The sequence below is a fragment of the Ruegeria sp. CH8 genome, from assembly GCF_056536985.1.
The window spans coordinates 168,691-180,488 of sequence record NZ_JBQFQR010000002.1 but is presented as its reverse complement, the minus strand read 5'-3'; the positions used below and the strand labels follow the sequence as shown (position 1 = coordinate 180,488).

General features: G+C 57.0%; 18 protein-coding genes and 2 tRNA genes. 13 read left to right on the top strand and 7 right to left on the bottom strand.

Features of this window, described 5'->3' with window-relative positions; translation table 11 throughout:
- The first annotated feature begins 41 nt into the window (after positions 1–41).
- The gene (locus ACR0ER_RS03005) at positions 42–425 is read left to right on the top strand and encodes an MAPEG family protein (protein ID WP_480767661.1); all 384 of its coding nucleotides are present in this window, start codon (positions 42–44) and stop codon (positions 423–425) included.
- Positions 426–439: 14 nt separating this feature from the next.
- Here the strand turns inward: ACR0ER_RS03005 and ACR0ER_RS03000 are convergent, their stop codons facing one another.
- Entirely contained in the window at positions 440–592 is a 153-nt protein-coding gene (locus ACR0ER_RS03000; RefSeq protein ID WP_480767660.1) for a hypothetical protein, read from the bottom strand.
- Positions 593–740: 148 nt separating this feature from the next.
- Between ACR0ER_RS03000 and ACR0ER_RS02995 the strand changes: the two genes are divergently transcribed.
- The 4 genes from ACR0ER_RS02995 (at position 741) to ACR0ER_RS02980 (ending at position 2,530) form a co-directional block, all read left to right on the top strand.
- A tRNA-Gly gene (locus tag ACR0ER_RS02995) sits at positions 741–815 on the top strand.
- A 34-nt stretch (positions 816–849) separates the two neighbouring features.
- A tRNA-Gly gene (locus ACR0ER_RS02990) sits at positions 850–924 on the top strand.
- Between the two features lie 81 nt (positions 925–1,005).
- Complete coding sequence (locus ACR0ER_RS02985; protein ID WP_480767659.1) at positions 1,006–1,866, top strand: GNAT family N-acetyltransferase; 861 nt, start codon at positions 1,006–1,008, stop codon at positions 1,864–1,866.
- 64 nt (positions 1,867–1,930) lie between these two features.
- Positions 1,931–2,530, top strand: coding sequence for a hypothetical protein (locus tag ACR0ER_RS02980; protein WP_480767658.1), 600 nt, complete (start codon positions 1,931–1,933; stop codon positions 2,528–2,530).
- Between the two features lies 1 nt (position 2,531).
- Here ACR0ER_RS02980 and ACR0ER_RS02975 read toward each other — a convergent pair whose 3' ends face one another.
- Entirely contained in the window at positions 2,532–2,771 is a 240-nt protein-coding gene (locus tag ACR0ER_RS02975; protein ID WP_170331970.1) for an Lrp/AsnC family transcriptional regulator, read from the bottom strand.
- Positions 2,772–2,925: 154 nt separating this feature from the next.
- Between ACR0ER_RS02975 and hisB the strand changes: the two genes are divergently transcribed.
- Together hisB and hisH are read left to right on the top strand one after the other, a co-directional pair.
- Positions 2,926–3,513, top strand: coding sequence for an imidazoleglycerol-phosphate dehydratase HisB (gene hisB / locus ACR0ER_RS02970; protein ID WP_480767657.1), 588 nt, complete (start codon positions 2,926–2,928; stop codon positions 3,511–3,513).
- Positions 3,514–4,152 (top strand): imidazole glycerol phosphate synthase subunit HisH, encoded by a 639-nt coding sequence (hisH, locus tag ACR0ER_RS02965; protein WP_480767656.1) that lies wholly within the window; start codon positions 3,514–3,516, stop codon positions 4,150–4,152.
- Positions 4,153–4,155: 3 nt separating this feature from the next.
- Here hisH and ACR0ER_RS02960 read toward each other — a convergent pair whose 3' ends face one another.
- On the bottom strand, positions 4,156–4,554 hold the full coding sequence (locus ACR0ER_RS02960) for a DUF2147 domain-containing protein (RefSeq protein ID WP_480767655.1): 399 nt from the start codon (positions 4,552–4,554) through the stop codon (positions 4,156–4,158).
- Between the two features lie 134 nt (positions 4,555–4,688).
- On the opposite strand from ACR0ER_RS02960, the gene hisA reads away from it, so the two are divergent.
- Positions 4,689–5,411, top strand: a complete 723-nt coding sequence (hisA, locus tag ACR0ER_RS02955; RefSeq protein ID WP_480767654.1) for a 1-(5-phosphoribosyl)-5-[(5-phosphoribosylamino)methylideneamino]imidazole-4-carboxamide isomerase — start codon at positions 4,689–4,691, stop codon at positions 5,409–5,411.
- Positions 5,412–5,414: 3 nt separating this feature from the next.
- Here the strand turns inward: hisA and ACR0ER_RS02950 are convergent, their stop codons facing one another.
- Positions 5,415–5,786 carry a hypothetical protein gene (locus ACR0ER_RS02950; RefSeq protein ID WP_170331608.1) on the bottom strand — a complete coding sequence of 124 codons (372 nt, stop codon included), beginning with the start codon at positions 5,784–5,786 and terminating at the stop codon, positions 5,415–5,417.
- A gap of 105 nt (positions 5,787–5,891) precedes the next feature.
- Positions 5,892–6,338 carry a DUF302 domain-containing protein gene (locus tag ACR0ER_RS02945; RefSeq protein WP_480767653.1) on the bottom strand — a complete coding sequence of 149 codons (447 nt, stop codon included), beginning with the start codon at positions 6,336–6,338 and terminating at the stop codon, positions 5,892–5,894.
- Positions 6,339–6,581: 243 nt separating this feature from the next.
- On the opposite strand from ACR0ER_RS02945, the gene ACR0ER_RS02940 reads away from it, so the two are divergent.
- From ACR0ER_RS02940 to ACR0ER_RS02920, 5 genes are all read left to right on the top strand, one after another.
- A complete protein-coding gene (locus ACR0ER_RS02940; protein ID WP_480767652.1) occupies positions 6,582–8,045 on the top strand; it encodes a hypothetical protein in 1,464 nt (487 codons plus the stop codon).
- Between the two features lie 112 nt (positions 8,046–8,157).
- A complete protein-coding gene (locus ACR0ER_RS02935) occupies positions 8,158–8,799 on the top strand; it encodes a spermidine synthase (RefSeq protein WP_480767651.1) in 642 nt (213 codons plus the stop codon).
- A gap of 103 nt (positions 8,800–8,902) precedes the next feature.
- Entirely contained in the window at positions 8,903–9,664 is a 762-nt protein-coding gene (gene hisF, locus ACR0ER_RS02930) for an imidazole glycerol phosphate synthase subunit HisF (RefSeq protein ID WP_480767650.1), read from the top strand.
- Positions 9,661–9,978 carry a phosphoribosyl-ATP diphosphatase gene (locus ACR0ER_RS02925; RefSeq protein ID WP_480767649.1) on the top strand — a complete coding sequence of 106 codons (318 nt, stop codon included), beginning with the start codon at positions 9,661–9,663 and terminating at the stop codon, positions 9,976–9,978. Before hisF ends, ACR0ER_RS02925 begins: the two co-directional genes overlap by 4 nt.
- A 72-nt stretch (positions 9,979–10,050) precedes the next feature.
- A complete protein-coding gene (locus ACR0ER_RS02920) occupies positions 10,051–10,617 on the top strand; it encodes a hypothetical protein (protein ID WP_480767648.1) in 567 nt (188 codons plus the stop codon).
- Here ACR0ER_RS02920 and ACR0ER_RS02915 read toward each other — a convergent pair.
- Both ACR0ER_RS02915 and ACR0ER_RS02910 read right to left on the bottom strand, forming a co-directional pair.
- Positions 10,614–11,084, bottom strand: a complete 471-nt coding sequence (locus ACR0ER_RS02915) for a CoA-binding protein (protein WP_480767647.1) — start codon at positions 11,082–11,084, stop codon at positions 10,614–10,616. The two genes, ACR0ER_RS02920 and ACR0ER_RS02915, sit on opposite strands and share 4 nt — an antisense overlap.
- Positions 11,085–11,282: 198 nt before the next feature.
- Positions 11,283–11,735, bottom strand: a complete 453-nt coding sequence (locus tag ACR0ER_RS02910; RefSeq protein WP_480767646.1) for a YHS domain-containing (seleno)protein — start codon at positions 11,733–11,735, stop codon at positions 11,283–11,285.
- Positions 11,736–11,798: the final 63 nt, after the last annotated feature.

Below are 11,798 nucleotides of genomic sequence, written 5' to 3'. Positions count from 1 at the left end.
GAAACTGTGCGGCCTTTTCTTTGATCCGCCGGAGGCCCCTCATGCTTGCAATTACCCCGATCTACGCTGCCCTGATTGCCATTCTTTATATTGTGCTCAGCCTCAACGTTATTGCCGTCCGTCGCAGCGCAAAAATATCGGTCGGGGATGCCGGTGACAAAACGATGCTCAAGGCGATGCGGACGCACTCAAATTGCGCCGAATATGCCCCCTTTGCCTTGCTGTTAATCGCCATGGTCGAACTGCAAGGGGCCAGTGGGCTGATGGTAAATCTGTTGGGACTAATGTTGCTGGCGGGCCGTTTGCTGCACGCATATGGGTTTGGTCGCACCCCTCAGATCATTGTACTGCGCCAAATCGGGATGCTGCTGACATTCGCTGCCATTCTGGTGGCGGCCATTGCGAATCTCATGATGGCGCTGTGATCCGGGTGGCGGGGTCAACCCGCCAAAACCCGCGTTTCAATCAGCGGAGCTTTCATAAGAACCGGCTCAACTTCGCTCAACCTGTCCTCGTCCGGCGCACAAAGCACTGACGTCAATACGATCAGTGCAGCAAGCAGAGCCATTTTCATATCTGCAATCCGTGTCATTTCCTCTCCTCGAACCCTCTTGTTTTGTAATGCTCTCAGTCTTGAACGGACGGCGCGCGGGATTCCGTCGAAAGATTTTTCCGTCATTTTGTATTTTTCCGCTTGCAGCCCCGCCTGGGAATTAATACATCCCTCCTCACTCAACGGCGCGGGCGTAGCTCAGGGGTAGAGCATAACCTTGCCAAGGTTAGGGTCGGGCGTTCGAATCGCCTCGCCCGCTCCATTGAGAGGTCTTCGGACCAACACATGTATCTGATGCGGGCGTAGCTCAGGGGTAGAGCATAACCTTGCCAAGGTTAGGGTCGGGCGTTCGAATCGCCTCGCCCGCTCCAGATACCAACCTCTCCAAACCTACTGGTTCTTTCGCAGGCTTTGCACCATTCTGGTTGTATTCCGCAACACAGGACGCTCCGATGTCTGCTTACGTGATACGCCCCCTTACCGCAGAAGAGTTGCAGGAGGCTGTGGATTGGGCCGGACACGAGGGATGGAACCCCGGCCATCATGACGCAACGTGTTTTCATGGCACAGCTACAGAAGGGTTTTGGGGCGGGTTTCTGAATGGTGAGATGATCGCCTCTATCTCGGTCGTCCAATACGACGACGCGTTTGCGTTCCTAGGGTTCTATATCGTTCGGCCCGAGTACCGTGGCTCTGGCCACGGGCTTGCTATCTGGCAGCATGCGCTGGAAAATTGCGCCGAACACAACATTGGGCTGGATGGAGTCGTCGACCAGCAACACAACTATCGCAAGTCGGGCTTCACCTTCGCCTACAACAATCACCGCTTCGCGGGGACCGTTGTGGGAATTCAGCGGGCACTAGCGCCATCAACCGGTGTTGATTCCATCGCTGCCGCTTCCAACGCGTTAATTGCTTATGACCGCCAACACTTCCCTGCCCAACGCGACGCGTTTCTGCAAAGTTGGATTAGCGCGCCAACCCATATTTCGCGCGTGTATTCCGAGAATGGTCAAATCAAGGGCTATGCAACGATGCGCCCGTGTAAGACCGGCTACAAAGTCGGCCCCCTGTTCGCGGACCGCGCGGACATAGCCGAAAACCTGCTGGCCAGTCTGTTAGAACCTTTGCCCGCGAAACACAGCGGGCACGAGGTCTTCATCGACATACCGCAACCCAACGAAGCTGCTTTTGCACTGGCCACGAAGCTTGAGCTGGAGAAAGTATTTGAAACGGCCCGGATGTATTCCAATCACGAGCCGGATATCGACCTGAGCCGCATTTTCGGCGTAACGACGTTTGAGCTGGGCTAGAGGGCCAGCTTATTATTCAAAGTAAGTACTCAATACATCTAAGAAATTCAGGGACGTCTTTCGAATGATAGGGAACCAACAAAAGCGCCTCCTGCTCGATGTTTTCGAAAACCTGCCAGGTTTGAGCTTTCTGGTACTGTCCCGCGTCACGGATGACTTGCGTATGACAGGATGGGTCGGGACTGTATTGGCGGCGGTCGTTTGTGTTGCGTATCTGAAAAAACTGATGAGTCCGCACCCCATTTTGCTGGGCATCAATCTCTTCATGGTCGCGATCACGCCGCTGATTGAAGTGCTGTTTCTGGCTGGCAACAGCCATGCCGCAGACATGATGATCGCAAACATCGATTCTCTTGTTCTGGGCAGCGTGTTTGCGACCGGTCTTTGCCTGACCTTGTTTTCTCGCAACGGGTTTCTGACCTACAAACCCGAAAATGCCCAACAGATGCGCAGGCACTCTGCGGTTTTACTGACGATCAGCGCAGCCGGTATCGCTTGGTCACTGCTAGCGGGTGGAAATCACCTGGTGACTCTCGCTTTTCCGCTGATGCTGCTGTTTGGCCTGCTACAGTTGCTTCGCGCTGGCGCGGCGGACAGGCAATCGAACAGCGGCGCTGCACTGGTCGTGGCCCAACACCCCCCTGCTTCGGAAACGGTGATCTGACTCAGAACGCCTTGAAGGTCATCGTGGTCAGGGACCGCTCAATGTTGGGAATCACCAGAAGGTTTTCGTTGATAAAATGGCCAACATCCTCGGTTTCCGGGATGTAGAGTTTCAGCAGCAGGTCAAATTCACCACTGGTCGAATACAGCTCGGAGTGGATTTCGCGCAGGGCGATTTCCTCGGCCACCTTGTAAGTGGTGCCGGGTTTGCAACGGATCTGGATGAAAACGCAGGTGGACATGGGCCGGGCCTTGTTGGTTGACTTGCCCGCAGGCTGACACGGGCCGCGTCCGGGCGCAATCCCCTGCAACAGTTTGCGTTGAATGCGACGGGCGGTCTGGAAATGCCCGCCCATCCCCGTCTATAAGCGCGCCTGTAGCAAAAGGAATTCGCCCATGCGCAGCGCAAAGATCAGCCGTCAGACCGCCGAAACCGAGATCACGGTCGAGGTCAATTTGGACGGCACCGGCCAGTACGACAACCAGACCGGCGTTGGCTTCTTTGACCATATGCTGGACCAGCTTGCGCGCCATTCTCTGATCGACATGACGATCCGCGCCAAGGGCGATTATCACATCGACGACCACCACACGGTCGAGGACACCGGCATCGCGCTGGGTCAGGCTTTGACGCAGGCTTTGGGCGACAAAAAGGGCATCCGTCGCTATGGCGAGTGCCACCTGCCCATGGACGACGCGCAGGTACGGTGCGCGCTGGATCTGTCGGCGCGCCCGTTCCTGATCTGGAATGTGGACCTGCCTACCCAGAAGATCGGCACATTCGACACCGAGTTGGTGCGCGAGTTCTTTCAGGCGCTCAGCACCCATGGCGGTATAACGTTGCATATCGACCAGTTGCACGGGTTCAACAGCCACCACATCGCCGAGGCGGCTTTTAAGGCCGTTGCCCGCGCCCTGCGGCTGGCAGTGGAAACAGACCCACGCAAGGCGGATGCGATTCCGTCCACCAAGGGTGCGTTGTAAATGCTGACCGCCATCATCGACTACGAGAGCGGCAACCTGCACTCGGCCGAAAAGGCGTTTCAGCGCATGGCACGCGAGGTTGATGCGGGCGAAGTCGTCGTGACCTCGGACGCAGATGTCGTCGCGCGGGCGGATCGGTTGGTTCTGCCCGGCGACGGAGCTTTTCCCGCCTGCGCCGCCGAACTGCGCGGGCACAAAGGCATCTATGACGCGATGGTCGAGGCGGTCGAACAGAAAGGCCGTCCGTTTCTGGGCATCTGCGTCGGGATGCAACTGATGGCCTCAAAGGGTCACGAGTACACCGACACGGACGGTCTGGGCTGGGTTGCCGGTGACGTGGTGCGGATCGAGCCGGCAGACGCCGCGCTGAAAGTCCCGCATATGGGCTGGAACGATCTGGTTCTGGAATGCGAACATCCCGTGTTTGACGGGGTGCAATCCGGCGATCACGTCTATTTTGTCCACTCCTACCATTTCCGCGTCACCGATCCGGCGCAGCGGCTGGCCTATGTGGATTATAGGCAAGAGGTCACGGCCGTGATTGGCCGCGACACGATGGTTGGGATGCAGTTCCACCCGGAAAAAAGCCAGGATGTAGGCCTGCGGATGATCGGGAACTTCCTGACCTGGGCCCCGTAAAGCTTACTGAATGCGCGTCCAGGTCTGTCCACGGCAGACCAGACCACCCGCAACGCAACCTTTGACAGTCAGTTCGTTCTGGCTGTCTAGGGTCATTTTCGAATTGTAGGTCTTGTCCCGGTCCGGCGCCCAGATTTTGCCATTGGCATAGGTACCGTCGCCCTCTGGCTCCATGTCCCAGATGATCTGTTTGCCCAAATTCTCGTAGGCCAGCTGCTGATTTCCGGATTTATCAAAGGCACTGTCGATGGTGCCGCAGATCGCGCTGCCGCACGGAGCGATGGTGACATGCAGATAGCCGCCTTCGTCGCCCGGCTGTGTCTTCCACAGACCATCGGCCGGATCAGCCAAAGACGCCGTTGCCAGAACTGCAAAGCCTGCCGCAAGGGTAATATTCTTCATGATTTCCTCCCTGATTTGTCGTCAGTCTGACGAGCGATGCGCGCACGGGCAAGAATGACTTAGCGTCGCGTTGCATCCCCTGCCCTGCTTGTGCGATATCCCGCGCGTGTAACACTGATATAGGGCCGCCGATCATGATCCTTTACCCCGCCATCGACCTCAAAGACGGCCAGGCCGTGCGCCTGCTGCGCGGAGAAATGGACAAGGCCACCGTATTCAACGAAGACCCGGCCGCTCAGGCCCGCGCCTTTGTTGAAGCGGGCTGCGAATGGTTGCACCTGGTGGACCTGAACGGAGCCTTCGCCGGTGAGCCGGTGAACGCAGCCCCGGTCGAGGCCATTCTGAAAGCTTGTGACGTGCCCGCTCAGTTGGGCGGAGGCATCCGCGATATGGCCACGATCGAAACCTGGATCGACAAAGGACTAGCCCGCGTGATTCTGGGCACGGTCGCGGTGGAAAATCCCGATCTGGTACGCGAGGCGGCCAAAGCCTTCCCCGGCAAAGTCGCCGTGGGCATCGACGCCCGAAACGGCATGGTCGCCACCAAAGGCTGGGCCGAAGAAACTGACGTGCAGGTTACCGATCTGGCCCGCAGCTTCGAGGACGCAGGCGTCGCCGCCATAATCTATACCGACATCAACCGCGACGGCGCGATGCAGGGCCCGAATATCGAAGCCACCGCCGACCTGGCCCGCGCCGTGTCGATCCCGGTGATTGCCTCAGGCGGCGTCAGCTCACTGGACGACCTGATCGCGCTGCGCGATTGCGGTGTGGACCTGAACGGCGCGATCTCCGGCCGGGCGCTCTATGATGGCGCGATTGACCTGAAAGAGGCGCTGGTTACACTAAGCACGTAACAGCTATTCCAGCTTCCAGGTGTGTTTTCGGGGCCGCCCATCCTTGTACGGTTGCAGCTCTTTTTCACTTATTCTTACAAACTGAAAACACCCGGTCCAGTCACCGGTCTTCTCGCACCAGGCATCCCCATCAACGTACCATTCTCCGTCATAGGTATCGCCACCGAAGTTGCCGGCCAGCTTACCCTTCTTGCGCCCGGAGCTATACGCCTGCACCCACGGTGTCTTGTTGTCCTGATTTGAAACTGACCGGACCGTTGCACCCGGAATGGTCGCCAGCAGTTCTTTTTGAGACATGAAGTCCTGGGCTTGTGCCCCGCTGGCAACTACGAGAACACACGCTACCGCGCCGATCTTCTTTGCCGCAATTTTCATGAGCTGTCCTCCAAATTTGTGTATTTTGAAATGCACCAACCTTATCACAGATTGGTGCGGCCCCAAAATCACTGAGGACACCCCGCGCCAGAGTAGCTGCAGAACTTACTGTGCGGCGACCGAGGTCAGCTTAGCCAACGCGCCGCGCATCTTTTCGATGACGGGGGATTTTTCGACAGCGTCCAGCTCGTCCATGGTCTCTTTCGGGTCTTCATAGGCCAGCCAGACCTGACCGTTTTCGTCCTCGTAAGCCTGCACTTTCAGCGGCAGGAACAAACCGGCACGCGCGTCGATCTGCATCGCAGGTGTGCCCAGCGCCGGGTTGCCGAAGATCAGAACCTGATTTGCCGGAATAGTCAGACCAACCTTTTCGGCCCCAGCCGCGTGGTCAATACGAGCGAACACGGTCGCGCCCGCGTTGCCGACAGCAGCCTCAAGCGCATCCAGCGCCTCGGATACCGATTTGTCGGTATTCACCTTGATAATATCGTCTGCCATTGCGGTGACAGCTCCTCCAATTACAATAGCGGTTGTCAGAATGAGTTTGCGCATCTCATTGATCTCCTGATGAATTTGGGGACAGTTTTCACAGGTTTGAGAGATGTGGCAATCACAACTCCGGCATCGGCGGGCTATTGCCGGTTACCTCGATCCTTATTGCTCATTCCATGCCCGACAATTGATCGCAAATCGTGAACAATTCCACATATTCGCAATGAGTTTGCGCAGATCAGCCGCAAAAAGGTCAGAATTCACCAATACGGCTGAAGCGAAATCTTATTCCGGAGTTTCATTGTGTCCTTTTCACACGTATCGCAACCCACTGAAAATTGGCGCAACTATGCCCCGGTCATCATTTTTTGCGCGTCAATTTTTGTCAGCGCCAATCTTCTGTTTTTTGTACAACCGCTGTTTGCCAAACTCGTTTTACCCAAAATCGGCGGAACCCCGGCGGTCTGGACAACCGCAATGCTGTTTTTTCAATTGATGCTGATCCTCGGGTATCTGTATGCCCATATGCTGAGCCGCTGGTTTACCCTGCGCTGGCAACTCGTGACGCATCTAACCCTGTGGCTACTGGCGCTCAGCTTCCTTCCTTTGGCAACGCAAGAGGGATGGAGGTTCGACTCCTCGCAATCCATTGCTTTGCAAACACTCATTTTGTTTGCAGTGGGCGTAGGTGTTCCCTTTGCCGTGCTGTCTGCGAACGCGCCGTTGCTGCAGGCATGGTATTCGCGGTCGGGCGGGCCTTCGGCCAATGACCCGTATTTTCTATATGCAGCAAGCAACGTCGAATCACTACTAGCTCTGCTGTCTTTTCCACTGCTTGCCGATCCTTTCTTCGGCGCACGTGAAATCAGCGTGTTCTGGTCGGTCGGTTTTGTTGTTTTCGGCATTCTCCTGGCAATCAGCGGCATGATCGCCCTGCGCGGCCCCGCCGAAACCGTCACCAAGGAAACATCACACGAGGCGGGCAAGGCCCTGAGCGCCAGAACGATTGCCGCCTGGGTGTTCATCGCCTTCATCCCTTCGTCCTTGATGCTGGCCACCACAACCAAGCTTAGCACCGACCTTGGTGCGATCCCATTAATCTGGGTTGTACCGCTGGCCACCTATATCCTGACGTTCATTATTGCCTTCGCAAAGTGGCGCCGGCTCACCCTGAGCGGCCTCAGAATTCCGGTGCTGCTGATGATGGCATTTGGCGTCGCGATGTTGTCCATAATCGGATCATCGCAACAGCCTCTGACCGCTATGCTGGTGTATATTCCGCTGCTGTTTTTTGTCGCCCTGTATGCCCACAGGCTTCTTTATGAACTCCGGCCTCCTGCGGAACACCTCACAACCTTTTACCTTGCACTTTCCGTCGGAGGTGCTTGCGGCGGGCTATTCAACTCGATTATTGCGCCTGCTGTTTTTAATCAGGAAATTGAATTTGCCCTAACACTTGCTGCGGCGGGCGGTTTGTTTCTGCTTCACGCCAGATCATTCAATATGCGCGATGCTCTGATTGGGATTGCCGTTGCCGCCCCGATTTCCGTTGCGATCAGCATGTTCAAGGACGGGGAGCACAGCGGATGCAGAAACAGTCCTCATGATCGCAACCGCCGCTCTGGTTGCCATGTTTGTAATGGCGTTCCGGAATGCACCGGCCCGCATAGCAGGGGTGCTGGTTATCTTTCTTCTGCCAACCATGCTCCCAAAGCAAGATTTGCATTTCAGCGATCGCAGCTTTTTCGGCACCCACTCTGTCTATGATCTCGGCGAGTTCCGGGTATACAGGAACGGCACCACTACGCACGGTCTGCAGAGGCACACCCCGCCCGGCACGCGACCCGTGGCTGCTTCGTACTACCACCCTGACGGACCAATGGCCGAAATCCTGACTTCGGACTACGGTTTGAACTCTGACAATATCGGCATTGTTGGCCTTGGGACCGGTGCGCTGGCTTGTTACGGGCAGCCCCATCAGACTTGGGACTTTTTCGAGATCGACGAGACAGTGGATCGCATTGCCCGCAATCCGGAGTTGTTCACGTATATGACCGAATGCGCTCCGGATTCGAAAACTCATCTGGGCGACGCGCGGATTGTGTTGGAGCACCAAAAGTTTTCTTTTGATATCATGGTGCTCGATGCCTATAGCTCGGATGCAATTCCACTGCACCTTATAACGCAGGAAGCGATCGAAGCCTATTTGCGCCAGCTGAACCAAGGCGGCACGTTGGTCTTCCACATTTCCAATAAGTTCTACGATCTGGCGCCGCAGTTGGCACGGGCTTCTGAAACGCTTGGGCTACACGCGGCGGTTCAGGCGGACAAAGTGGACGCCGAAGCGCAAGAACAAGGAGCTTTGAGCACCTATGTCGTGATCCTAAGCCGCGACAAAGATCGTATCGATGTGTTTGCCAGTGCCGGGAATTGGCAGTTGCTGACCACCGATGGTCGGGCTCCCTGGACAGACGACAAAGCCAACCTGCTGTCAGCCCTAAGAATACTCGCAAAACACTGACACCGCGCCGCGCTGCACAACCTGCGGCGCGGCATTATCCAGTTTTCGGCTCTGGCTTCGGCGCAGCTTTGCCGGTAGAGGTGCGGCAACAAAGGACGCCGACATGCTGAAAACCCGCATCATTCCCTGTCTAGATGTCGCCGATGGCCGCGTGGTCAAGGGCGTGAATTTTGTTGGTCTGCGCGATGCCGGCGACCCGGTGGAATCCGCAAAGGCCTATGACGCGGCAGGCGCAGATGAAATCTGTTTTCTCGACATTCACGCTACCCATGAGAACCGCGGCACCATGTTCGATGTGGTTCAGCGCACAGCGGAACAGTGTTTTGTGCCGCTGACGGTGGGGGGCGGTGTGCGCACCAAGGATGACGTCCGCGCCCTGCTGCTGGCGGGCGCCGACAAGGTCAGCTTCAACTCAGCCGCCGTGGCCAACCCGGATGTGATCGCGGAATCGGCGGATCAGTTCGGCAGCCAGTGCATTGTCTGTGCCATCGACGCCAAAACAGTCAGTCCCGGCAAGTGGGAGATCTTTACCCATGGCGGTCGTAAACCCACCGGCATCGACGCGGTAGAATTCGCCAAAACCGTCGTTTCTAAAGGCGCGGGTGAGATTCTGCTGACTTCGATGGATCGCGACGGTACCAAGGCTGGGTTCAATCTGCCTCTGACGCGTGCGATTTCCGATGCTGTAGATGTGCCGGTGATCGCCTCAGGCGGTGTCGGCAATCTGGACCATCTGGTCGAAGGCGTGACCGAAGGCGGAGCAAGTGCCGTGCTTGCCGCCTCGATCTTCCATTTCGGCGAATACACGATCCGCGAGGCCAAGGAACACATGGCCGCAGCGGGTATCCCCATGAGGCTGACATGAGCATTCTGCACGATCTGGCCGCTACTATTGAGGCGCGGAAAGGGGCTGACCCGGATTCCAGCTGGACCGCCAAGCTGTTGGCCAAAGGCCCTGAGAAATGCGCCGAGAAATTCGGGGAAGAGGCCGTTGAAGCCATCATCGAAGCCGTCAAGAACGACAAGGCCGGTCTGACGACCGAGGCTGCGGATGTGCTCTATCACCTGCTTGTCATGCTGGCCGCTCGTGACGTGGCACTCGACGATGTTCTCACCGAATTGGCACGGCGTCAGGGCATCAGCGGCATCGCTGAAAAAGCCGCGCGCCCCAAGGGTTAAGCACGGGGTTCCGTCCCCCTGCCTGACCCATTATGATCGGGCTTCACGATCCACTGATCAAAGGGCATTAGGATGATCAGAGCTTTGGCCATTGTTCTGGCCCTAGTGACGCTGGGCGCGTGTTCGACGCCTCCACCCTCCACCGGGGATGAGGTGCAACGGCTGTCGAGCGAAATCCGCAGCCTTGGCCCCGATATCGACCCGGAAGAAGCCGACCGCGCCGCCCGTATCGCCTATTCCTACACCGCGCAATTGGTGCAGGAGTATGAGATTACCGACGCACCGCTGATCCACAACGCCAAGGTCAACAAAGGGCTGCGCCCGCGTGGGCTGTGCTGGCATTGGGCCGAAGATATCGAACGTCGGTTGAAGCAAGAGAACTTCCAGACGCTGGAACTGCACCGCGCCATTGCAAATGCAGACAACCCGTTCAGGATCGACCACAGCACCGCCATCATCAGCCGCAAGGGTGAGACGATGTATGACGGCGTGGTGCTGGATCCGTGGCGTTACGGTGGCGTTTTGTTCTGGTCTCCGCTGGTCGAAGACACGAAGTACGAGTGGGTGCCGCGCGGGGTCGTGCTGCAAAAGCGTCAGCAGGAACAATACGGTGAATTGTTACCCTATGTAAGCGGCTAGATTTTAGACGAGATCACACCGGTGGCAAATCCACCCATTCGCAGTTCTCCGAACAGGCGCTGATATTCGATCTTGGGGCAACGGTTCATGATCACGTCCACGCCGCGCGCCTGTGCTAAGGCGGCAGCTTCAGGATGCTCGACTCCGATTTGCATCCAGACCGTGCCCAGGTTTGGGAAAGCAGCCAACGCCTCATCCACAATCGGCGGCACGGCCTCGGACCGGCGGAAGATATCGACCATGTCCACTGGTTCGGAAATCTCGGTCAGTGAGGCCCTGACGGTCTGACCAAACAGCTCTGTCCCGGCATGGCCCGGGTTGACCGGGATGACCGTATACCCTTTCAGCGAAAGATAACGCGCCACGTAATAGCTGGGCCGGACAGGGTTCATTGACACACCGACAACAGCAATAACCTTGGTGCGCTTCAGGATGTCTTTCAGAAAATCGTTGGAATGCTCGCTCATGCAGGCACCCTAATCCGGGTGCTCAAAAGAAAAAAGCGCCCAGGTCGAACCTGAGCGCCAGTTGTTGGAACGAGGGACAGTGAAATGACCCGCGGCAGTTCCGTTCCGCGGTCACTGTGACATTTAGGCATAAGTTGAGAGAAAAAAAGAGGGGATGCGCATTTTTGTGATGACACGTCACAAAAAGCGGATCTCCGCTCATTGCTCGTACAGAACAACGGGCCAGTGCGCCTCGGCCATTCGGATATACTCAGCCGTCGCTTCGCGCCACATCTGTTCAATCTCAGGCGAGTGGGTCAGGTACAGACGACCATCGACCACCTGCCAAGCCAGCGGGTCGGTACTGACCAGAATCCCCTTCGCCATGGCATATGCGCAATACCCACCGAACTGAGGCGCAAAGGCACGTGGATCGCGCTCGAATGCCTCTTGGTTCTCAGCCGAGGCAAAATGCCATTCGGCCCCTTTCCAGACCACCGCGTATTTTGGCTGCCCCTGAACTGGTGCGTCGCTCTTGAAATACGAAACCGGGTCATACCCGGCCAAGGCTGCTCCATCCGCCTCAAAATACACGGGCATCTCCTGCGCCGTCGCGGCAGGAGCGATCAAAGCGGCGAACATCGCGCCAAGAAGGAAACGTCGGATCAGCATTACGGTATTCGGATTTCAGACATCAGGGTCTCAAGATGCAATTTTTACCGCCCAGTGGAACCC